This is a genomic window from Acinetobacter sp. TUM15071, from assembly GCF_008980925.1.
Taxonomy (GTDB): Bacteria; Pseudomonadota; Gammaproteobacteria; order Pseudomonadales; family Moraxellaceae; genus Acinetobacter; species Acinetobacter dispersus.
The window spans coordinates 41,817-64,040 of the sequence record NZ_BKGB01000002.1 but is presented as its reverse complement, the minus strand read 5'-3'; the positions used below and the strand labels follow the sequence as shown (position 1 = coordinate 64,040).

Sequence of the window (22,224 nt, the reverse complement as noted above, 5' to 3'; positions counted from 1 at the left end):
GCTAAATTCGGCGTGTACAACGCCAAAAATGATAGAAAAATTGATCTGATTAAAGGGCTTGTTGAACAAGCTCTTTTTTTATGGAATCTTACAATTAGGGTTATGAGAATGAACACCGCCGTTTTTTTAAATATTCATGCGGATACTTATGCACGTTTTGCACATATTCGGACGCAATTATTGCAAGGAAGTAAAGAAAGTCAGGCCAATGCTTTGGGCAGTGTATTGTCTGAAATGGCTTGTGAAGTAATTGAACAAGTATTTATGGTGCTGTTACAAGAAAATCAGCAGTATTCACAAACGGGTGAATCTGAAAAAGTGATTCAGCAAATTTTGGAAGCAATTCGCAAATATATGCCATGGTCGATTTCATTTTTTGGCAATGACCGTTTAGTCCCTTTGGTGGAATATCTCTCTAAAACCCTACAACTTGAAGATGAACAGGTATATATGACTTATCCTGTTGAGCAGCATTTGGCTCAAAAGGTCATCGCTTCTAGCCAAAAGTTGGCAGGAGGAGATCATCGAGAAATTTCAAATGCACTCAAACTTCTTACCGAAGTCATTGATGCTGGTGTCACCCATTTGATTCGTGAACCAAAGAAATGTCTCAAGTTCAATTTTGTGGTCGATAAAACTCTTAATGGGGTGATTAATATGACCACACATTTGGGTTATAAACGTTTGGAAAAATTAGGCACGCAAATTGATCAGCAAGTAGCGGCAACATATGTAGATTACTTCCTGAAATTTATGCGTCATCAAGCATAGGTAGGGCATGGAAATGGCAAAACTCAAAACTCTTGAAAATAAAGTGGTCTGGATTACGGGTGCTTCATCTGGCTTAGGTAAAGCTTTAGCTCGTGAATGTGCATTGCAAGGTGCACAAGTGATGCTGACCTCGCGTCGTTATGATGAACTGGAAGCAGTGCGAGTTGGATTACTCAAACCCGAACAGCATCTTTCGATTGCCGCAGATATTACCGATGAAGCCCAAGTTCGTCATGCTCATGAACAAGTTTTGGCAAGTAAAGGGCGTATTGATTGGCTGATCAATAATGCAGGTTTAAGTCAACGTGCTTTAATTCAAGACACCACCATGCAAACTGAACGTGCCATCATGGAGGTTGATTATTTCTCGCAAGTGTTCTTTACCAAGACTGTATTGCCAACTTTCCTGAAACAAAAATCAGGCCGTGTGGTGTTTGTATCCAGTGTCGCAGGTTTACTCGGTACGCAATATCGCGCGACCTATTCAGCAGCCAAAGCAGCCATTCATATGTGGGCCAACAGTTTGCGTGCTGAAGTTGCACCTGAAGGTGTTGAAGTTTCGGTGGTCTTCCCGGGCTTTGTCAAAACCAATGTCTCTTTTAATGCCTTAAATGGTGAAGGCAAGCCTCAAGGCCATCAGGATGAAGCGATTGAAAATGGTTTAGATGCCGATGTATTTGCTGAGCGTATGGTGGAATCCTTGATGGCAGGTGAGCAATATATTGTGGTCGGTGGGAAAAAAGAACAATTGGGTGTGTTGGTTTCTCGATTGTCACCAAACTTGTTGTATAAGATGATTCGCAAAATGAAAGTGAAATGAGTGTGAATAATCGTAAGAAAGCTGTTTTTAATTGGAGCGGTGGTAAAGACTCTTCATTGGCACTGTATAAAGTCTTACAGCAAAATGAATTTGAGGTGGTTGCTTTATTAACCACGGTCAATGAAGAAACAGCATTGTCATCCATGCATGCCATTCCGCATGCATTGCTTGAAAAGCAGGCTGAAAGTATTGGTATTCCACTCTATCCTGTATTTTTACCGAAGAATTTGCCTATCTATGAGCAACGGATGCTCGATGCAGCCAATCATTTTAAGGCACAGGGCGTTGAGCACTTTATCTTTGGCGATATTTACTTGAGCGATGTGCGCAAATATCGTGAAGACCGGTTACATCCTTTAGGCATTGAAGTGGTTGAGCCGATATGGAATCTGAACTCGCTTGAAGTGATGCAGGATTTCTTAGATTCAGGCATTAAAACCAAAATTATCGTAACTGATGCCAGTAAGTTAGATGAGTCGTTTATTGGTCAAGATATCGATGCGGATTTGATTGAACGGATGCCAAGCGAAGTCGATGTCTGTGGTGAAAACGGCGAGTACCATACTTTTGCTTATGCAGGCGGTTTATTCAAGCATCCTGTTGAATTTGAAATTGCTGAAATCCGTCAGATGTCATACGAGTTTAAGTTAGAAGATGGGGAAGAGAAAATCTATCACTATTGGCAAGCGATTTTTGCAGAGTAAGGCAAATATCCTGTGCATGACACAGGATATTTTTAAAAATCATTAAACCTGTTATTTACTTTTTATTAAAAAAAACTACTTGATAAAAACAAGATATTTTTTGCACAATCATTCGGTCTTCACTGAAAAATAAGCATAATACCAAGCTCTGGCATCAGCGCGAATCGCTGCCTAGATCCAAATGAATAATACTAACCTCTCTTTAGCAGTGAAGGCACGGAGATTGTACATGGAAAGACGACTTTCACTTCTGGCCAAGGAGCGCACGATTGCCCACTCTGGTTATAACCGTTGGCTCTTGCCTCCTGCCGCGTTAGCAATTCATCTCAGTATCGGTATGGCCTATGGCTTTTCTGTGTTTTGGTTGCCATTATCCAAAGCATTGGGAATTGATGCGCCAATCGAATGTAAAAATATAGGTCTGCTTGAGCAGTTGTTCACTACAACCTGCGACTGGAGTGTGTCTACATTAAGCATTATGTACACGCTGTTTTTTGTCTTTTTAGGTTCATCCGCATTTTTGTTTGGTGGTTGGCTTGAACATGCAGGACCGCGAAAGGCAGGCGTGGTTGCGGCATTTTGTTGGGCAAGTGGTTTGATCTTATCTGCGCTGGGTGTTTATACGCATCAGTTGTGGCTATTGTGGTTGGGAGGTGGAATAGGGGGCATCGGGCTTGGGCTTGGCTATATTTCACCTGTATCTACCCTGATTAAGTGGTTTCCAGACCGTCGTGGTTTAGCAACAGGTCTTGCCATTATGGGCTTTGGTGGAGGCGCCATGATTGGTGCACCATTGGCAGATAAGTTAATGAAGTTCTTTGCAACGGATACCTCTGTGGGTGTCTGGCAAACGTTTTTGGTACTGGCTGCCGTTTATTTTATTTTTATGATTGGCGGTGCCTTTGGTTATCGCATTCCGCCCTCAAATTGGAAGCCGAGTGGCTGGCAACCAGCAGTAACACAGGCGACGGGTCTTGTGACCAATCGTCATGTGCATTTAAATAAGGCATGGAAAACCAAGCAGTTCTGGTTGATTTGGGGCGTACTCTGTTTAAACGTATCTGCTGGTATTGGGATTTTGGCAATGGCTTCGCCGTTGTTACAGGAGGTATTTGGCGGACGCCTACTCGGTTTAGATGTGGGGATTAATGAATTAAACGCAGAGCAAAAAATGCAGATAGCAACCTTTGCTGCAGGTTTCACCGGTTTACTGTCCTTGTTTAATATTGCTGGGCGTTTCTTTTGGGCATCGACATCGGACTTTATTGGTCGTAAAAATACCTACTTTATTTTTCTCGCATTGGGCTTTTTGTTGTATGTCTCGATTCCACACTTGGCGTATGCAGAAAATTTACCATTATTCGTTTTAGCCTTCTGTGTCATCCTGTCGATGTATGGTGGCGGTTTTGCCACTGTACCTGCTTATTTGGCTGATATTTTTGGTACACAAATGGTTGGGGCCATTCATGGGCGTTTGCTTACCGCATGGTCTGTCGCAGGGATATTGGGGACCTTATTGATTACCAATATACGTGATTATCAACTGGCACATGGCGTGACTCAGGCTCAATCTTATGATGTTGCTATGTATATTTTGGCAGGGATGTTGGCAGTTGGGTTTGTGCTCAATCTCATGATTAAACCTGTTGATGAAGATCAATATATGACTGATGCGGAATTAGCCGCAGAAAAGGCTTTAGCGCATGAGAAAGTATCACTAGATCTAAGCATAGAAAATAATGTAGCACATGCGCCATCCAAGACCATTACTGTGGTACTTGCTTGGTTGGTGGTGGGTCTCCCTTTGTTGGCAGGGATTTGGTTTACTTTGCAAAAGGCGATTGTTTTATTTCATTAATTTAAAAATCTAAGCGATAAAAAATGCCTCATGATTTGAGGCATTTTTTATTTTATGGGTACTACAGTAATTCCCTAATAGGCTACTGAGACAAACGTCCAAAATAGAGGGGTTTATTAGAGCTCTTTCAAAAGTTGAAAATGATCAATCATTGGTAAAAATGGTGTAGAAAGTCCCTTCGCCCTTGGGGATGAGGGCTAAAAGTCCGTAAGAGGATGAGGGGGATTCTTCATATAAATCCTCTAGCCCTCTCCTTTAAAAAGGAGAGGGAACTTTCATTGCGTATTCAATACAGCTCAAAAAAATGATTTATGCAAGAACTCTATTCTATGATTGCCGTACCATAGGCAAACACTTCAACCATACCACCTTGCATCCCTAATTCGGTGGTACTGAGTCGAACTCCCATAATATGATTGGCACCCATGGCATGCGCTTCTTGCTTCAGGCGAATCACGGCTTCACGCCGCGCCCGTTCCACCACACTTTCATAGCTGACCAAGCGCCCACCAAAGAAGTTTCGAATGGTTGCCAGTACATACTTAAAATAATCGTGGGAGATCACCACATTGCTACTGACCATTTGCCCATAGGCTGAGGTTTCTACAAAGCGATTGGTATCAATACGGATATGGGAAAATTGCTTTTCTTTCTGATCCAGCTCACGTAAGTGTTTTTGCTCGATATGACGACCAAAACCCCAACCGACTGAAAATAGGATCAGAAACAGGACAATCTGAAAAATTAATCCATCCATAATTATGCCTATGCGCCGAATGGATCAGGAAGTTTCGGTGCAATCGGTTGCACCACTACCGCTGTACCATAGACAAATAACTCAGATGCACCTTGGGCAATATTTGAAGTTGAGAAACGAATGCCGACAATCGCATTGGCACCTAAAGCTTTGGCCTTATCAATCATACGTTGTGTGGCTTCTTGGCGTGATTCCTCTAGTAATTCGGTATATCCCGTCAATTCACCACCCACAATATTCTTTAAACCTGCCATTAAATCACGACCAACATGTTTACTACGAACGGTGCTGCCATAAACCACATCTAGTTGACGTAAGATTTCGTGACCAGGTACAGACTCTAAACTGCTTAGTAACATCGTATTTTCTAAATCATCAATATATTGAGTTTGAAGATAAGAAATATTGGTCATGGTTGCAATAAAAAAGCTCACCGAAGTGAGCTTTTTTTATTCGCAAAAGATGAAATTATTTTTTTGCGTAATGTTGTTCAGAGCTCGATGGTTGATGAGCTACAGTTTCACTAGTTGAGGCTTTGAGACCACCGCCAAGTGTTTTGTAAAGTTCAACTTGGTTGTTGAGGTTTGCTTGTTGTAATAACAATAAACCTTGTTCTGCTGAATAAGCAGAACGCTGTGCATCCAATACGGTTAAATAGCTATCAATACCAGCACGGAAGCGGGCATTTGAAAGCTTGTATGTTGTATTAGTTGCATCAACCAAACGACGTTGAGCAGTTAAACGGTCGCCAATATTGGCACGTGTTGCCAAAGCATCATTTACTTCACGGAAAGCTGACTGTACTGACTTCTCGTAGTTAGCAAGTGCAATTTTCTGATCAGTTTCAGAGATTTTGACATTGGCCTTACGTGTACCCCAGTCAAAAATTGGGATATTCAAGCTTGGACCAATTGACCATAACGCATTCCCTGATTTGAATAAATCACTCAAATCTGTTGATGCATAACCTGCAGAACCAGTCAGGCTAATAGTTGGGAAGAGTTGGGCTTTAGCAGCACCAATATTCGCACCCGCAGCACTTAACTGGTATTCAGATGCTTTCACATCTGGACGGTTATTGAGCAAGTCACTTGGTAAGCCAGCGCTAAACACGTTTTGTTGCGTGATACTCGCCACTTGTTGTTGAGGGAGCAAGTTCTGAGGAACTGGCTGACCAACAAGTAAGTTCAACAAGTTTTGAGCTTGAGCAACTTGAGTCTTGTAGTTCGCGACATCATTACGTGCCGTTTCAACTGAAATTTGTGCTTGGCGCACAGGGATTTCGCTATCAATACCTACATCGAAACGTTTCTTGTTCAAGTTAAACGAGTCTTGTTGAGCTTTTAGCGTTTGATCCGCAAGTTTCAATTGTGCATTCGCGTATGAGTAGTTTAACCATGCTTGAGTCACTTGGCTGATTAAACTGATCTGCGTTGCATCACGTGAGCTTTGTGTTGCGAGGTAGCTATCTAAAGCTGCATCTTTCAAGCTACGTACACGGCCCCAAAAATCTAACTCATATGCAGTTAGGCCCAAACCAACTTGATAGGTTGAATAAGGATTATTTGGGTCACGGGTAGGGGTGACTTGACGAACAGCACTACCACTTGCCCCAATTGTTGGCAATTGGTTGTTTTCCGAAATTTGGTATTGCTGTTGCGCTTTTTGAATGTTCAACGTAGCAGTACGTAAATCACGGTTATTGGCAAGTGCTAGATCAAGCACTTGCAATAAACGTTGGTCAGCAAAGAAGTCTTTGTAACCTTGTTCCGCAATTGATTTTCCAGAAGCATTGCCATAAGACGCGAAGCTTTCAGGAACATCTGAACTCACAACAGGCTCTGGCCCGCGCATACTTTGGCAGGCAGCCAAAGATAGCGCGAGTGCAGAGATTGCAATGCCACGACTGGAAATAGACCATACAGTTTGCATCACGATCAATGCTCCTGAGTATTTAAAGTTTTAGGTTTGTACTTAAAGATACTACGAATCCACACGAAGAATACAGGGATAAAGAAGATACCTAAAAGAGTTGAAGAAATTACACCACCAAGTACACCATAACCGACCGAGTGTTGGCTACCAGCACCCGCACCGCTTGCCAAGGCTAATGGTAATACACCAAAACCAAATGCAAGTGTAGTCATGATAATTGGGCGTAAACGCATTTTTGCAGCATGTAATGTTGCTTCAAATAGTTCTTCGCCTTGTTCCTGTAATTCTTTCGCAAATTCGACGATCAAGATCGCATTCTTCGCAGATAGACCAATTACGGCAACAATCGCAACCTGGAAGTAAATGTTAAAGGATAAGTTTGGATCACCTTTAATAATCATACCTAACCATGTCAATGTAAATGCACCGACGATACCTAAAGGTACAACCAGTAATACCGAAACAGGTACTGACCAGCTTTCATAGAGTGCAGCAAGACACAGGAATACGATTAATAATGAAAGAACCAAGAGAGGAGCCGTTTGGCTACCAGAATCACGTTCTTCTAAAGATAAACCTGTCCATTCATAGTCGAAACCTGTTAAGCCCATTGATGGCAACTTACCAATGATTTCTTCCATCGCCAACATTGCATCACCAGAGCTGACACCCGGTGCAGGAGTACCTTGAATGTTGACAGATGATACGCCGTTATAACGCTCTAGACGTGGTGAACCATAGGTCCATTCACCTTTGGCAAAGCCAGAGAAAGGAACCATTTCGCCTTTGTTATTACGCACATACCACTTGTTCAAGTCTTCAGGCATCATGCGAGTATCCGCTTCACCTTGGACATAAACTTTCTTCACGCGACCACGGTCAACGAAGTCATTGATATACGAACCACCCCAAGCCATGCTCATAGTGCTGTTAATATCAGCGATACTGACACCCATTGCACCTGCTTGCGCTTGATCAATGGTGATCTGGTACTGAGGTGTATCTTCTTGACCATTTGGACGTACACCTGCAAGACGTTTGTCTTGTGATGCCATACCTAAAATTGCATTACGTGCAGCAATCAGCTTTTCATGCCCTTGACCACTTGCATCTTTCAACTGAATATCGAAACCAGAAGCGACACCCAATTCAGGCATTGCGGGTAACTGCAATGGCATGATGTAAGACGCATCTTTCACAATCATGTTCAATGCCATACCACGTTGAATGATGGCACCAATCTGTGACTCTGGTGTGGTACGCTCGCTCCAGTCTTTTAATTTAATAAAGGCAAGACCCGCGTTTTGACCCACCCCTGTGAATGAGAAACCAGCAACTGTAAAGATTGACTCTACATTTTCTTTTTCCTTATTCAAGAAGTAGCCTGTCATGGTATCAATGACTTTATCGGTACGTTCCAAGCTCGCACTCGGTGGTAACTGAACTAAGGTCATGACCACACCTTGGTCTTCTTCTGGTAAGAAAGAAGATGGCAATACTTTGTAGATACCAACCAACGCTGCGATCACAACAATATAAAGCACACCAGAGAATAACTTGTGGTGGGTCATACGATTGACGCCGCCTTGGTATTTCTCTGAAAGTTTTTCAAAGCTACGGTTAAACCAACGGAAGAAACGCGCGAAAATATTGTTGCTTTCCTGCTTGTTTGGATCGTGTTGTTTTAACAAGGTCGCACACAGGGCAGGGGTAAAGGTTAATGCTACAAGTAATGACAGGATCATCGCCGTAACCAGCGTGATCGAGAACTGACGATAAATAACCCCAGTGGTTCCACTGAAGAATGCCATCGGTACGAATACCGCTGTTAACACACTGGTAATACCGACTAAGGCACCCGAAATCTGACTCATCGACTTTTCAGTCGCTGGAATCGGTTCGAGATGTTCTTCTTGCATCACTCGTTCAACGTTCTCCACCACAACGATGGCGTCATCCACCAATAGACCAATGGCAAGTACCATTGCGAACATGGTGAGTGTGTTGATCGAGAAGCCGAAGATATTAATCACGGCAAATGTACCGAGTACCACCACAGGTACAGCCAATGTTGGAATAATCGTTGCGCGCCAGTTCTGTAAGAACAAGAACATTACGATAAATACCAAAACGACTGCTTCAATCAGTGTATGAACAACACTTTCAATTGATAGACGAATAAATGGCGTTGTGTCATACGCAAGCTTGTCTTTTAAACCACTTGGATAGTTATGACGTAATTCAGATAAACGCTTTTCAACTGCGGCAGCTGTATCCAGTGCATTGGCGCCAGTTGCAAGTTTGATTGCAACGCCACCTGCAGGGCTACCATTAAATTTCGAGTCGAATTGGTAGTTATCAGAACCCAGTTCTACACGTGCAACATCACCTAAACGAACTTGAGCACCACCTGACGTATTTTTCAGGAAGATGTTTTTAAACTGTTCAGGTGTTTGCAACATAGTTTGTGCATTCACGGTCGCGTTGAGTACTTGACCCGCTGTCGATGGCGCACCACCGAGTTGACCAACTGCAACTTGAGAGTTTTGTGCACGAATTGCTGTTGCAACATCATTTGGCGTTAAGTTAAAGCTAGTCAGCTTTGCTGGATCTAACCAGATACGCATTGCGTATGAACCACCAAACACTTGAAGCTCACCCACACCTGCAACACGACTGAGTGGCTCAGAAATATTTGAGTTCACATAGTCTTTAATGTCAGATGCAGAAAGGCTGTTATCTGGTGAATAAAATGCAATAACTTGCAAGAAGCTTGCGCCAGACTTAGTTACCTTTACACCTTGACGTTGTACGTCAGCAGGTAAAAGCGCTGTTGCTGATTGCAGTTTGTTTTGAACTTGAACCTGCGCGATATCTGGATCGATACCTTGTGCAAAGTTTAAGTTAATTGATGCTTGACCATTACCCGCACTGTTCGATGAAATGTAACGTAAGCCATCCAAACCATTCATTTGTTGTTCAATGATTTGGGTAACGGTATTTTCAACGGTTTGAGCAGAAGCCCCAGGATAAGTTGCAGAAATGGTTACCGTGGGGGGAGCAATTGTCGGATATTGTGCAACTGGCATTTTTGTAAGCGTGATAATACCCGCCAACATAATGACCAGTGCAATCACCCAAGCGAAAATTGGGCGATGGATAAAGAATTGAGCCATGCAATCTACCCCTTAAGCTTCTGAAGTTGCTTTTTGTTCAGCTTTTGGTGAATTGGCTTGCTTTTGTTGTTCAGCAGCTTTTGGTGCTGCATTTTGACCTTCAGCTGCTTTTGGTTGATAAGGTTTAGCAGACACTTCTTGTCCTTCTTTTACCTTGGCAACACCATCAACAACAACCTTATCACCGGTCTGTAAGCCTTCAGTTACAATCCAGTCTTGACCTTTTACACCTACCGTTTTAACTGGGCGTGTTTCGATCGCACCTTTCGCATTCACCACTAAAGCAATTGCTTGTCCTGTTGGTAAACGAGACACTGCAGCTTGAGGGATTAGATAAGCGTTTGGTAAAACTCCTTGCGAAATTTTAGCCGTTGCGTACATACCTGGTAATAGTAAATGGTTTGGATTTGAGAAGACTGCACGTAAAGTCACAGTACCTGTATCCGGATTCACGCTTGCATCAGAGAAAGCAAGTTGGCCTTCAACTGGGTATTCAGAACCATCTTCAAGTGTGATTTTGACACGGGTATTGTTACTGTTATTTAAACTGCCTTTGCTCAACTGTTGGCGTAAACGCAATAACTCGGCACTTGATTGATTGATATCAACATAGATTGGATCTAGTTGTTGAATCGTGACCAATGGATCAGCTTGGTTTGCAGTTACCAACGCACCAGGCGTTACCGAAGAACGGCTAGACTGACCTGAAATAGGTGCGCGTACAGTTGAGTAACCTAAAGTAATCTCAGCATTTTTTAATGCCGCTTCAGATGCAGCGACATCAGCTTCAGCCAATTTTACTTGAGCATTGATATCATCATATTCTTGTTTAGAAACAGCATTTGTTCCGACAAGTTGACGATAACGGCCTTCTTTCACACGTAACGAATTTAAGTTCGCTTGTTGACGCAATAATGCGGCACGTGCACTGTCTGCCGTTGCGCGGTTGGTATTGGCATCAATTTGATAAAGGGCTTGACCCGCCTGAACGTAGCTTCCTTCAGCAAATAATCGTTTTAAGATGACGCCACCAGTTTGTGGGCGTACTTCCGAAACTTGATATGCTGAGGTTCGTCCTGACAGTTCGACGTTTTGTTCAACGCTTTGTGGTTGAGCTACAATGACACCAACTTCTGGAGGTGGCATTTTTTGAGAAGCAGCAGCTTGCTGTGCATCTTTAGGTTCTTTGCTACAACCAACAAGCGCAATGCTTGTTGCTAATGCGCAAGCAGTGAGGGCAGGAGCCCAAAGCTTAGCCGACATCATTATTCCACCTCAATTTAGATTTCTTATCTAAAAACAAATTGTTGCTGAAATTGCTTTGAAACAGCCAAAACCAAAGCAACGAAGTCCAAATCAACCCAATTCCCCAACCAGCAAGAACGTCAGTTGGATAGTGAACCCCTACATAAACTCTAGATATCCCCATGGCAATAAACCATAAAGTAGATACTAAAATGACACTATTACGATGCTTATATTGTCGACATAACAACATCGCTAAACTTGCAAGGGTTGCAGCATAAAGGCTATGAGCACTTGGGAAGGATGCGCCATAACTTTGAACCAAGTGATAAAACTCTAAAGGTCTTGGTCGATCAATGCTCCATTTCAGAAGCCAACCAATCACAATACTTCCACCCACACTGAATGAGATAAAAATCACATTCTTATAGTTCTTAATCCATATTTGGTAAATACACAAAAATGTAGTCAAAAATAATAAAAATGGCATCCCACCTAAGCGAGAGAGCAAAATTGTCACATGGTTAAGCGTAAATGAACGGTGCTCAAATAAAGCTCGAACACTAAAAAGGTCTAAAGTTGATGCGTTGGAATTCATTAATCCAATCACACCGGATCCTAAAAAAAAGCAACCAATACAAAGTAATAGGTATGGCATGCGGAACTCATTATGTGCTTAACCATTGTTCAGGGTTGTCGAGTGTTTGAAAGTGTACTCGCGAGTACACTTTTGGTCAAGTCTTGAAATTTTATGATAATTTCATTTTTATGTTTTTTTAAGGTCTAGTAAAAAAACATAACAAAATTTGATGTATATCTCATTTTAAATAAATCTATGCATTTATTGAAAGAAGCTGTTTTCCAGCTGTTCGCTTAATCATGCAAGTCGGAATATCTGCCATATAACATGATTAAGCTAAAGTAAAAAACAAACCATTTATTCAAAAGACATCATAAAATTCTTACATAGTTAGTGATATAGCAGCATTGTTTTGATCTCTATCATTCAAATCGAGATACGGACTCGTGTCATCGTATCTCCTTGTGTAAAGGGGATACCATGGCTGAGAAGTGATCTATTGAATAATAGACGCTGGGAATACCAACCCATTTGAACTATTTTTGGTAGATTGATTATACGTAAAAATAGTTCAAATGTTAGACTTGTACTTCGCGGTTTTTTCTGTACAAAGTTAGTGATGTGAAGATGCGTTTTTGCTTTGCTCTTCAACTTCTACGGGTTGCTTAGGCGGCCAGAAAAAATCACTTGGTCGAGTTAAGAAATGCGTTGTCACTAGCTTGGCTAAAGGCTTCCATTGTGCAAAACGAACACGACGTGCGCGTAGAGCAACAATAATCGTCAAGGTAAAGCTCACAAATAAGTTGGTTAAGCCGATCAGCATAACACCTAAGAATGACACTAAAATTAAACCAATATCAGGGCCACCAATGGTCATCAAACCTTGAATGAAATTGGCAGAAGCAAAGGCAATATGACGGATATCCAAAGGCAAGCCTAGGATAAATCCAATCGTGCCCATACTGCCAAGCATGATCCCGAATAAAAAGTTCCCCGCTAATGCACCAAGATTAGTCTCAATATAAGCAGCGAATTTATCTAAGCGTTGTTGTCCCATCCAGCGTTTTAAACGTCGATGTTGTTTTAGGCGTGGGCCGACTTTACGGTAAACCGCCAAGTTATCGAAATAACCTGCAATTAACCCAGAAAAGAACAAACAAACACCTGCAATTGCAGCATGTGGAACCGCCAATGAGGTAAAGGGGTTGAGACTATGTAGCAATGCGGCTGATTTGGCATGATTGAGCAGCGGTTCACCCAGATTGTATTGCCATAGAAAGGTGATCAGGGCTGCGGTTGGAATCGCAATCGAGATGTTGCCTAAGATCGCAATAAACTGGGTACGGATAATATTAATAATCAATGCCGCGAGTTCTGCAATTTGCGCAGTCTTGCTGCCTTTCTGCTGTTGTACTGTCGAGGCAAGTGCAGCCGCAGTCATCGCAGGCTGTTTGGTTGCAACCGTAAAATGTAGAACATGAATCAACATAAAGCCAAGTGCGTAGTTCATGCTGTATAAAAAAGCATGTCCAAACGGTGCGAGTACCAAGCGGGCTGTTAAAATTTTCAGCGTTGCCATGGTGGCAATGATCGCACCTGCACCTGCGGCTGCTTTGTACATGCCAAAGAAGCCAGCTTTGTCGGTACTTACATAATGTTCGCCTGTTTTACTGGCATTTTCGGTCACCTGTAAGGCGATCAGTTCACTGGTCGAAGTTAACAAATGGCGGACACTTTTTTCATTGTAGTGCGCCTTGGTCAAATCCGTGATGAGTTCACCCAATGCGGTATATCGGGCGTCATTTTTACTGGCCAATAAAGTTAGCAGTAGTTCGATACGATCAATGGCTTGTTCTAATAGCGACAATAAATAGGTCAAGCTAATACTGACACCAATTCGCTTTGTCGCACGGCGAATTTTCAGTACCACTTCACGGCACTGATCCAGCATGACAAATGCTTGAGATGCATCGGGTGGCGGCAATACAACGACTGCATCTTGATCATCAATTTGTTTTTTATATTTTTCGATGAACTCTACAATTTCTCGGTTTTGAACCAGAAAAGGGGATTCATATTCAGTAATTTCGGGTTGAGCATTAATAAACTCAGGATATAGGCCAATACCACTAATACGGTAAGAAAGTACCGTAATGGCTTTAATCAGTTCATTTTTTGAAACTTGCTTTTCTCGGGTATTGCTTTGGCTTTCACCCAATAGATTGAAGAGCGTAATCCAGTCTTGATTCTCAATGAGATCTAACCATTCACTGTCATTTTCCTGATGGAACACTTTTCCAATCAATGTTTTCAGTTGTTGGTCATCCTCCACTAAAGGTAGAAAATGTGCACCTAGACGTTGGCTCAATTGGTTCCAAAAACCATCAAGCGAAAGAATGCCGCTATCGGCATATAAGCTCAACTGTTTATATTGGCTAATTAGCTTAAGTAAAAAGTTTTGCAGTAGTATTGCCGAAGTCGGGGTAAGCAATAATATTTTGATCAGTGCATGAATACGTTGTTTGACTTCATCTGCATCATTCGGATTTTTTGGTCGTATACGATTGACCAGCTCGATCAATAGGTTTTCATCAAGAACAGCTTGCGGTTGATCCAGCTGTTCCTGCATGTTTGAAAAAAGATCAGATAATGTTAAATGCATAGGCACTCAGAAAATTATTGAAGTCGATGTAAGGCCATTAAGGTCAAATTAACAAGTGCTTGGCGATATTCATTATCTGGTAGCGCTTTTAACGCCTCTAAAGCAGCATCCGTTTCTTGTTGGGCACGTTTTTGACAGTAATCTAAGCCGCCCGAGTGATGAACAATCTCGATCACTTTATCTAAATGTTCAACACCGCCTGTTGCGATACTACGATGAATGATCGCATGATCCTCACCTGTTGAATGGGCTAATGCTGAAATTAAAGGTAAAGTTGGCTTACCTTCCATTAAATCATCACCAATATTTTTACCTAATGTTTCAGCATCAGAGGTGTAATCTAAAATATCGTCGATAATCTGAAAGGCATTACCAAAATGACCTGCAAAGCGGCGTAACGGTTCACGATATTCTTCGGCTCCCGCTAAAATTGCAGCGCCTTCCGTCGCAAGTTCAAATAAACGAGAGGTTTTCCCATGAATGATTCGGAGATAGGTTTCTTCAGTCGTTTCTGGTTGATGCTGGGACTGCAGTTGGAGTACTTCACCTTCCGCAATTTCACAGGTTCCTGTCGAGAAATCTTTTAATAAGGTCATGTTGTTTAAGTCGACCAATAAATCAAAAGCTCGTGAGATCAGGAAGTCACCAACTAAAACCGCAGTTTGATTATTCCAAGTTGCATTTGCGGTTGGGCGACCACGACGCAGGCTTGATTCGTCTACGACATCATCATGCACTAAGGTCGCAGTATGTAACATTTCAATTACAGCAGCCAAATGCTGTGCTTGTTGCATATTGGCTAAACCACAGGCACGCGCTGCAAGTAAGCACATGATCGGGCGCATGCGTTTGCCACCCGCTTCAACAACATGTTTACTCACCGACATAACTAAACCAACTTTAGAGCTAATTCCTTCATTGATCAGGTGATCCATCGCAGCAAAATCTGTCGCAACTGGAGAAAGAATGTCTTGCTTAAAATCGATAACCATATGAAGGAAAACCTCGTACAGGTGAGTAATGTTGCCAAGTGTATCAATTAATCTGTGACTAAACAGTTATACAACCTGTCTAATCTGCCATTTAAAACATAATGCTGAGCTCTTTGGTTTTAAATTAGACAGAAAAAAGTAAAGTCCTCATCTTGTATCTTGACTTTACTTATGGCGCTGTAAAAACACAGCTTGTTATATGTCACAATTTGTTTTCAAGAAACTATTTCAAATTTTGATGCAAATCAAGCAAAACAGTTCGCCATCAATCTAATTGATTTTACTTGAAAATCCAAGCAAGTTATCATTATGTGTGCATTTGTGCAAAATAACTTGTTGTTTGATCAATTTTCACTTAAAATTTGTCCCCTTGAATAACCCCAGTGGCGTTCGTCTTAAGATCGATATATCCCTTTATCGGCACGAAGACACGGGCAAGTTGGAGTACATATGTACGCAGTAATCCAAAGCGGTGGTAAACAGCACCGTGTTGTTGAGGGTGAAACCCTTAAAGTAGAATTATTGAAAGCTGAAACTGGCGCGACTATTACGTTTGATGACGTATTAATGGTTGTTAACGGTGACAACATTCAAATCGGTGCTCCAGTTGTAGCTGGCGCAAAAGTAACTGCAGAAGTAGTTGGCCATGGTCGTCACGACAAAATCCGCATTATCAAAATGCGTCGTCGTAAACATTACCGTAAGCAACAAGGTCACCGTCAATGGTTTACCGAGTTGAAAATTACTGGTATCGCAGGCTAACACGAGGAGTAAATAGACATGGCAACTAAAAAAGCCGGTGGATCGACGAAGAACGGTCGTGATTCGAATCCTAAGATGTTAGGTGTTAAAGTTTACGGTGGTCAAACTGTAACTGCTGGTAACATCATCGTTCGTCAACGTGGTACTGAGTTCCACGCTGGTGCAAATGTTGGTATGGGCCGTGACCATACTTTATTTGCTACTGCTGACGGCGTAGTAAAATTTGAAGTGAAAGGTCAATTTGGCCGTCGCTATGTAACTGTTGAAGCTTAAGTTTTAATAGTTCGAAAAAACCCGCTTTTAGCGGGTTTTTTTATGTCTGCTGGATTTTAAGTTGGGAAATTTTATGGTTTTCCAAATTGCCCTGTTTTTAAATCGTCATAGGCCTGCAGAATTTCTTCATAACTGTTCATAACAAAAAAGCCATGCCCGTTGATCGGCTCTTGTAATGGTGGAGCGGATAAAAATAATAGATCGCAATTTTCTAATGCGGTAATTGCTACATCATTGTCGAAACTGGACATGATTGCCAAAGCTTGTTCTTCTAAAACTTCTTCATCAGCAGAGAATTGAAGCTTTCCATTACGTAAATAAAGTAAGGTACTGTCACCATGACTGGCGGGGAGTATAAGGTGCTGTCCTTTTGCCAGATGGACATCAAATACATGCATTGGGCTAAAGGTTTGGGCAATACCCTGTGTATTCTGAAATTGTCCTGCCACGATACGAACATAGCCTGCATCATTTTTGAGTATGACTTTTGGGATATTGTGGTTCAGCAAGCTTTGATAATGTGGCGCAGACATTTTATCTTTGGCGGGTAGATTGACCCACAATTGCACCATTTCAAAGAATCCGCCTTGCTCACGAAATTCAGGGCTGAAATGTTCAATATGTTGTATACCCGATGCAGCAGTCATCCATTGCACATCACCTTGGCTGATCACACCACCACTTCCTGTTGAGTCTTGATGTTGCAGTTCACCCGCAAAAACAAAGGTGACGGTTTCAAAACCACGATGCGGATGTTCATTGACACCTTTTTTAGTGCTTTTAGGTGGCAAACGCCCAGGTCCGATATGGTCTAAAAGCAAGAATGGGGAAGTGGTATTCCCTAGTTCCTGATAAGAAAAGACTGACAGGGCGGGATAAAAATCACCAATCGCAAATCGAGTGTCATTACGGTGGATAAAGGCAAGGCTTTTCATGGATGATGCTTTTTAAATTATTGGTTTTAGGTTATCAAACTCTTATTTTTCGTCTAGAGCATTGTTGATGAATAATTTCTCTGATCTGACATTGAAGTCCTTAATTGGTGAATGGTCGAAAAGTTGAATTTCATCCTTACAATCTCTACATAAAGGCTGCAACTTCATACATAATGCAGAACTTTGCGACACGAATTACACAAAACCGTTGCTTTTCTTCATTTTTTTAATGATCAAAAACAGTAAGATGTCGTCATACCAGTAGAAATCTGATAGAAGGTTGTTTTTATGAATTTCGTAAAAAAAATGGCTTATGCTGCAACGTTAAGTGCAATGACACTTGCTCCAGTTGTGAGTAGTCAGGTATTCGCTGCACCTGTAGCTGCATCGGCTCAGCAAGCGACCACAAGTTTGGTTCAACAGTTATCTGGCTTGCAACGATTCACCGCAGATTTTGAACAAACTACAAAAGTTGCACCTAGTAATAGTAATAAAGTCGCACAGAAAAAGGGCTTAACTGCTCAACATATGAATCAGACGTTCAAAGGGACCATGAAAGTTGAACGTCCTGGGAAATTCTATTGGGAAACCACCAGTCCTGCCAAACAAACCATTGTGACCACAGGTAAAGTGGTGTGGATTTATGATCCAGACTTACAGCAAGCTGTTCGTCAAAGTTTGGATGACCAAATTGCCAATACGCCTGCATTATTGTTATCAGGCAATACCAATCAGATCATGCAGTCCTATCGTGTGACTCAACCTGACCGTACTAAACTGTATTACACCTTATATCCAAAACAGGAAGATGGTGCATTCCAAAGTTTAACCATTAGTTTTGGTGGCAATAAAGCACCGAATTTGATGGTATTACAAGACTCTTTAGGTCAAACCACGTATGTCCGTTTCAGTAATATTAAGGCGAATCAGGCGATTCCAGCATCGGTGTTTAATTTCACACCGCCTAAGGGTACCGATATTATTGATCAGTAATTGTTTAATTAATTTAAAAGCCGCACATGTTGCGGCTTTTTTATGTGAAGCTTGGATACATTTTTTAATTTCATCTCAGGGCAAGGCTTTGTATAGTGAAGAAAAACATCAGAGACTTGCATGACGATGAATACTTCACAATTATCAAAAATTATTCCACTTCTTCCAATCCTGACTGTTGTTGCGCTCGCAGGTTGCCAACCTAAAAAAGATACCGCAGCGGCAACTGAAAAAGTGGATATTCCATTGATTCATGCAAAAGTGGTGACAGTTAAAATTCCAAAACAAAAAGTCTGTTTGGAAGATGGTTGTACCAATTATGATTTACAAACAGTTGAAACCAATCAGAAATGGATTGATGAGTATTTTGTCAATCGGATGAAAAAAGCGGAACCGAATGCATTTTCGAATATTGCGGATCAAAAAGTAAAAGTTCCTGCGGATGAAGCATCACAAAGTGAAAGCAGTACTTATGTGCGCTTTGTTGGGCAAAACTATAACTTAGCGACTTTTGCGATTCAGACCTATTCATATTCTGCAGGTGCTGCACATGGGATGTCACATCAAGAATTTGTGAATTTTGATTTGACCAATAAAAAACATATCACGGTCAGTGAGTTGCTTAAACCCGATATGAATACCAAACTGCGTGATGAACTGTATGCATCCAATCAAAACTGGTTGGAAGATCACAACATTAAAAAAGAGCAACTACAGGTCAGTGATAACTATTACTATGGGGTAAACGGTATCGTCTTCGTCTATCCATTGTATGAATTGGCTTCTTATGCGGAAGGTATGAGTGAATTGACGCTGCCATATTATGCTGCCAAGCAGTTTGTAAAAGCAGAATACTTACCAAGCTTGCCTAAAGATCCTAATTAGTGCATGTCAGCACCTATATCTTAGCTGTAGGTGCTAAGACTTTAATTGTCAATCGCTGTATTTTTTTAGGTTAAAGCCTTACACTATAGCCAGTTTTTTCTCTATTCATGATTGATTATGATCGACCCAAAATTACTCAGAAATAATATTGAAGCAGTCAATGCTGCTTTGGCAAAACGTGGTATTCAGCTAAATGTACAAGAGTGGGCTGATTTAGAAGCTCGCCGTAAAGATTTGCAATCAAAAGCTGAAAACTTACAAGCAGAGCGTAATGCAGGTGCCAAGCAAGTCGGTCAAATCAAAAAATCAGGTGGAGATGCTTCTGAGATCATGGCGCGTATGGCAGCCATTGGTGATGAAATCAAAGCCGCAGAAGTGGCTTTGGCTGAGTTGCAAGCTGAGCTTGAGCAAAAGTCTCTCGCAATTCCAAACCTACCAGATGAATCAGTCCCTTTTGGTAAAGATGAAAGCGATAACCTTGAAATCTTGAAGTGGGGTACACCACGCCAGTTTGATTTCGAAATCAAAGATCATACCGATCTTGGTGAAATGATGGGTGGTCTGGAATTTGAAACAGCGACCAAATTAACAGGTTCACGTTTCAGCGTATTGAAAGGGCCTTTGGCGCGTTTACAACGTGCTTTGACTCAGTTCATGCTCGATACACATACGCTTAAAAATGGTTATACCGAAGCTTATGTGCCGTATTTGGTCAATGCAGACAGCTTACGTGGTACAGGTCAATTGCCTAAGTTTGAAGAAGATTTGTTCAAACTACAAGGTGAAAAAGAGTATTATCTGATTCCAACCGCTGAAGTGCCAGTAACGAACTTCGTTCGTGATGAAATTATTGATGCGGATCGTTTACCACTGAAATATTCTGCACACACACCATGTTTCCGTAGCGAAGCTGGTTCTTATGGTCGTGATACCCGTGGTTTGATTCGTCAACATCAATTCGACAAAGTTGAAATGGTGCAAATCGTAAAACCAGAGCACTCTATGCAGGCACTTGAAGAATTGACTGCACACGCAGAGGGCATTTTGCAGGCATTAGGCTTACCGTACCGTAAGATTTTGCTCTGTGGTGGCGACATGGGCTTCGGTGCAGTTAAAACGTATGACTTAGAAGTATGGGTGCCGAGCCAAGATACCTATCGTGAAATCTCAAGCTGCTCAAATGTGGGCGATTTCCAAGCACGCCGCATGAAAGCACGCTACCGTGTTGATCAGAAGAAGATCGAATTGGTGCATACCTTGAATGGTTCAGGTCTGGCAGTGGGTCGTACTTTGCTTGCAGTGATGGAAAACTATCAACGCGCAGACGGTTCAATCGAGATTCCGGAAGTGTTACGTCCATATATGGGCGGTGTTAGCTACATCGACTAAACTTTGCATCGAATTTGTGCATAGTTTTTGCTTGAGCTCAATCAGATTGAAAATATAGAGGCGTGACGTGGAAATCTTCCCAATCTCTTTAAAGTTGCAGCAGCAACGTTGTCTGATTGTGGGTGGTGGGCATATTGCCTACCGCAAAGCAAACCTGCTCGCCAAAGCGGGTGCAATTGTTGATGTGATTGCACCTGACATCATTCCTGAATTACGTCAACTGATTGAGCAATCGGAAGGGCAATATATTCAGGCGCCTTTTTCTGAAAATGTTTTGTCAACGCCTTACCGCTTGGTGATTGCAGCAACAGATCAGCCTGCCGTTAATAAACGCGTATTTGAGCAGTGTGAACAGCGTAATCTGTTGGTCAACAGTGTCGATGATATTCCACATTGCCGTTTTATGGTGCCTGCGATTATTGATCGTTCACCGTTGGTGATTTCGGTTGCTTCCAATGGTGCATCACCCGTTTTATCCAGACAGTTGCGTACTCAGATCGAAACCATCGTGCCGCATGGTATGGGTAAATTGGCTGAGTTTTCAGGGCAATGGCGTAAGCAATTGAAAGCCAAAATTGCCAATCCAGATGAGCGTCGTATTTTCTGGGAAAACTTGTACGCCAGTCCGCTGAAAGAACAGGTTTTCAATGACAATATTGATGTCGCCAATGATCTGATTCAACAAGCTTTGACTGAATGGACTGCACCGAAAGGTGAGGTGTATTTGGTCGGCGCGGGGCCGGGCGATCCTGAGCTTTTGACCTTAAAAGCCTTGCGTTTAATGCAGCAAGCCGATGTAGTGATTTACGATCGCTTAGTATCTGCGCCCATCTTGGAATTGTGTCGCCGTGATGCTGAAAAGATTTATGTCGGTAAAGCGCGTTCTAATCATTCGGTTCCACAAGATGGTATCAATGCTTTATTGGTGGAATATGCACAGCAAGGTAAACGTGTTTGCCGTTTAAAAGGCGGAGATCCCTTTATCTTTGGCCGTGGTGGAGAGGAAATTCAGGAATTGGTGGAAGCCAATGTGACTTTCCAAGTTGTTCCGGGCATTACCGCAGCTTCAGGTTGTTCTGCCTATGCAGGTATTCCACTGACACATCGTGATTATGCGCAAAGTGTACGTTTCCTGACAGGTCATTTAAAAGAAGGCTCACCTGAGTTACCTTGGAATGAACTGGTGTATGAAAACCAAACGTTGGTGTTATACATGGGCTTGGTCGGTTTGGAACGCATTTGTGAGCAATTGATTGCACATGGTCAACGTCCAACTATGCCTGTGGCCTTAATTTCTAAAGGAACAACCCCTGATCAGAAAGTGGTGGTGGGTACATTGGCGGATATCGCGACCAAAGTATCTGAACATCAGATCGTAGCGCCGACTTTAACTATTATTGGTGAAGTGGTGAGCCTACGTGAACAGTTAAAATGGCAATAGAATCCCTCCTTGCGGAGCTATAACCGCTCCTCACCTCTTTAAAAAA

General features: G+C 42.1%; 19 protein-coding genes. 10 read left to right on the top strand and 9 right to left on the bottom strand.

Features of this window, described 5'->3' with window-relative positions; translation table 11 throughout:
* Window positions 1-108 precede the first annotated feature (108 nt).
* The 4 genes from GBI66_RS02335 (at window position 109) to GBI66_RS02320 (ending at window position 4,153) form a co-directional block, all read left to right on the top strand.
* Window positions 109-771: a hypothetical protein gene (locus GBI66_RS02335; RefSeq protein ID WP_151715034.1), complete on the top strand. Its 663-nt coding sequence runs from the start codon at window positions 109-111 to the stop codon at window positions 769-771.
* 13 nt (window positions 772-784) lie between these two features.
* Complete coding sequence (locus GBI66_RS02330) at window positions 785-1,591, top strand: SDR family NAD(P)-dependent oxidoreductase (RefSeq protein ID WP_151715033.1); 807 nt, start codon at window positions 785-787, stop codon at window positions 1,589-1,591.
* Entirely contained in the window at window positions 1,588-2,295 is a 708-nt protein-coding gene (locus tag GBI66_RS02325) for a diphthine--ammonia ligase (protein WP_151715032.1), read from the top strand. The genes GBI66_RS02330 and GBI66_RS02325 overlap by 4 nt, the downstream gene beginning before the upstream one ends.
* 229 nt (window positions 2,296-2,524) lie before the next feature.
* Complete coding sequence (locus GBI66_RS02320) at window positions 2,525-4,153, top strand: OFA family MFS transporter (RefSeq protein WP_151715031.1); 1,629 nt, start codon at window positions 2,525-2,527, stop codon at window positions 4,151-4,153.
* 322 nt (window positions 4,154-4,475) lie between these two features.
* Here GBI66_RS02320 and GBI66_RS02315 read toward each other — a convergent pair whose 3' ends face one another.
* The 8 genes from GBI66_RS02315 to sdsA form a co-directional block, all read right to left on the bottom strand.
* On the bottom strand, window positions 4,476-4,910 hold the full coding sequence (locus GBI66_RS02315) for a YbjQ family protein (protein ID WP_005192622.1): 435 nt from the start codon (window positions 4,908-4,910) through the stop codon (window positions 4,476-4,478).
* Window positions 4,911-4,918: 8 nt separating this feature from the next.
* Window positions 4,919-5,269 (bottom strand): YbjQ family protein, encoded by a 351-nt coding sequence (locus GBI66_RS02310; protein WP_151715162.1) that lies wholly within the window; start codon window positions 5,267-5,269, stop codon window positions 4,919-4,921.
* A 109-nt stretch (window positions 5,270-5,378) separates the two neighbouring features.
* Complete coding sequence (adeK, locus tag GBI66_RS02305) at window positions 5,379-6,842, bottom strand: multidrug efflux RND transporter AdeIJK outer membrane channel subunit AdeK (RefSeq protein ID WP_005150275.1); 1,464 nt, start codon at window positions 6,840-6,842, stop codon at window positions 5,379-5,381.
* A 5-nt stretch (window positions 6,843-6,847) separates the two neighbouring features.
* Window positions 6,848-10,021 carry a multidrug efflux RND transporter permease subunit AdeJ gene (adeJ, locus tag GBI66_RS02300; RefSeq protein WP_005192618.1) on the bottom strand — a complete coding sequence of 1,058 codons (3,174 nt, stop codon included), beginning with the start codon at window positions 10,019-10,021 and terminating at the stop codon, window positions 6,848-6,850.
* A 12-nt stretch (window positions 10,022-10,033) separates the two neighbouring features.
* Window positions 10,034-11,287, bottom strand: coding sequence for an efflux RND transporter periplasmic adaptor subunit (locus GBI66_RS02295; RefSeq protein ID WP_005208519.1), 1,254 nt, complete (start codon window positions 11,285-11,287; stop codon window positions 10,034-10,036).
* The gene (locus tag GBI66_RS02290; protein ID WP_151715030.1) at window positions 11,274-11,924 is read right to left on the bottom strand and encodes a phosphatase PAP2 family protein; all 651 of its coding nucleotides are present in this window, start codon (window positions 11,922-11,924) and stop codon (window positions 11,274-11,276) included. Before GBI66_RS02290 ends, GBI66_RS02295 begins: the two co-directional genes overlap by 14 nt.
* Window positions 11,925-12,459: 535 nt before the next feature.
* Window positions 12,460-14,508, bottom strand: a complete 2,049-nt coding sequence (locus GBI66_RS02285; RefSeq protein WP_151715029.1) for a site-specific recombinase — start codon at window positions 14,506-14,508, stop codon at window positions 12,460-12,462.
* A 14-nt stretch (window positions 14,509-14,522) separates the two neighbouring features.
* Window positions 14,523-15,500 carry an All-trans-nonaprenyl-diphosphate synthase gene (sdsA, locus tag GBI66_RS02280; RefSeq protein WP_005192602.1) on the bottom strand — a complete coding sequence of 326 codons (978 nt, stop codon included), beginning with the start codon at window positions 15,498-15,500 and terminating at the stop codon, window positions 14,523-14,525.
* A gap of 450 nt (window positions 15,501-15,950) precedes the next feature.
* On the opposite strand from sdsA, the gene rplU reads away from it, so the two are divergent.
* Both rplU and rpmA read left to right on the top strand, forming a co-directional pair.
* The gene (rplU, locus tag GBI66_RS02275) at window positions 15,951-16,262 is read left to right on the top strand and encodes a 50S ribosomal protein L21 (RefSeq protein ID WP_004652230.1); all 312 of its coding nucleotides are present in this window, start codon (window positions 15,951-15,953) and stop codon (window positions 16,260-16,262) included.
* 18 nt (window positions 16,263-16,280) lie between these two features.
* Entirely contained in the window at window positions 16,281-16,535 is a 255-nt protein-coding gene (gene rpmA, locus GBI66_RS02270) for a 50S ribosomal protein L27 (protein ID WP_004640422.1), read from the top strand.
* A gap of 71 nt (window positions 16,536-16,606) precedes the next feature.
* On the opposite strand, the gene GBI66_RS02265 is transcribed toward rpmA, so the two are convergent.
* Window positions 16,607-17,470, bottom strand: coding sequence for a pirin family protein (locus GBI66_RS02265; RefSeq protein WP_151715028.1), 864 nt, complete (start codon window positions 17,468-17,470; stop codon window positions 16,607-16,609).
* Between the two features lie 288 nt (window positions 17,471-17,758).
* Here GBI66_RS02265 and lolA point away from each other — a divergent pair, with 288 nt between their 5' ends.
* The 4 genes from lolA (at window position 17,759) to cysG (ending at window position 22,178) form a co-directional block, all read left to right on the top strand.
* Window positions 17,759-18,463, top strand: a complete 705-nt coding sequence (gene lolA, locus GBI66_RS02255; RefSeq protein WP_005192597.1) for an outer membrane lipoprotein chaperone LolA — start codon at window positions 17,759-17,761, stop codon at window positions 18,461-18,463.
* Window positions 18,464-18,583: 120 nt separating this feature from the next.
* On the top strand, window positions 18,584-19,348 hold the full coding sequence (locus tag GBI66_RS02250; RefSeq protein ID WP_151715027.1) for an RsiV family protein: 765 nt from the start codon (window positions 18,584-18,586) through the stop codon (window positions 19,346-19,348).
* 117 nt (window positions 19,349-19,465) lie between these two features.
* Entirely contained in the window at window positions 19,466-20,737 is a 1,272-nt protein-coding gene (gene serS / locus GBI66_RS02245) for a serine--tRNA ligase (protein WP_004652225.1), read from the top strand.
* 67 nt (window positions 20,738-20,804) lie between these two features.
* Window positions 20,805-22,178: a siroheme synthase CysG gene (cysG, locus tag GBI66_RS02240; RefSeq protein WP_151715026.1), complete on the top strand. Its 1,374-nt coding sequence runs from the start codon at window positions 20,805-20,807 to the stop codon at window positions 22,176-22,178.
* The last annotated feature ends 46 nt before the right edge of the window (window positions 22,179-22,224 follow it).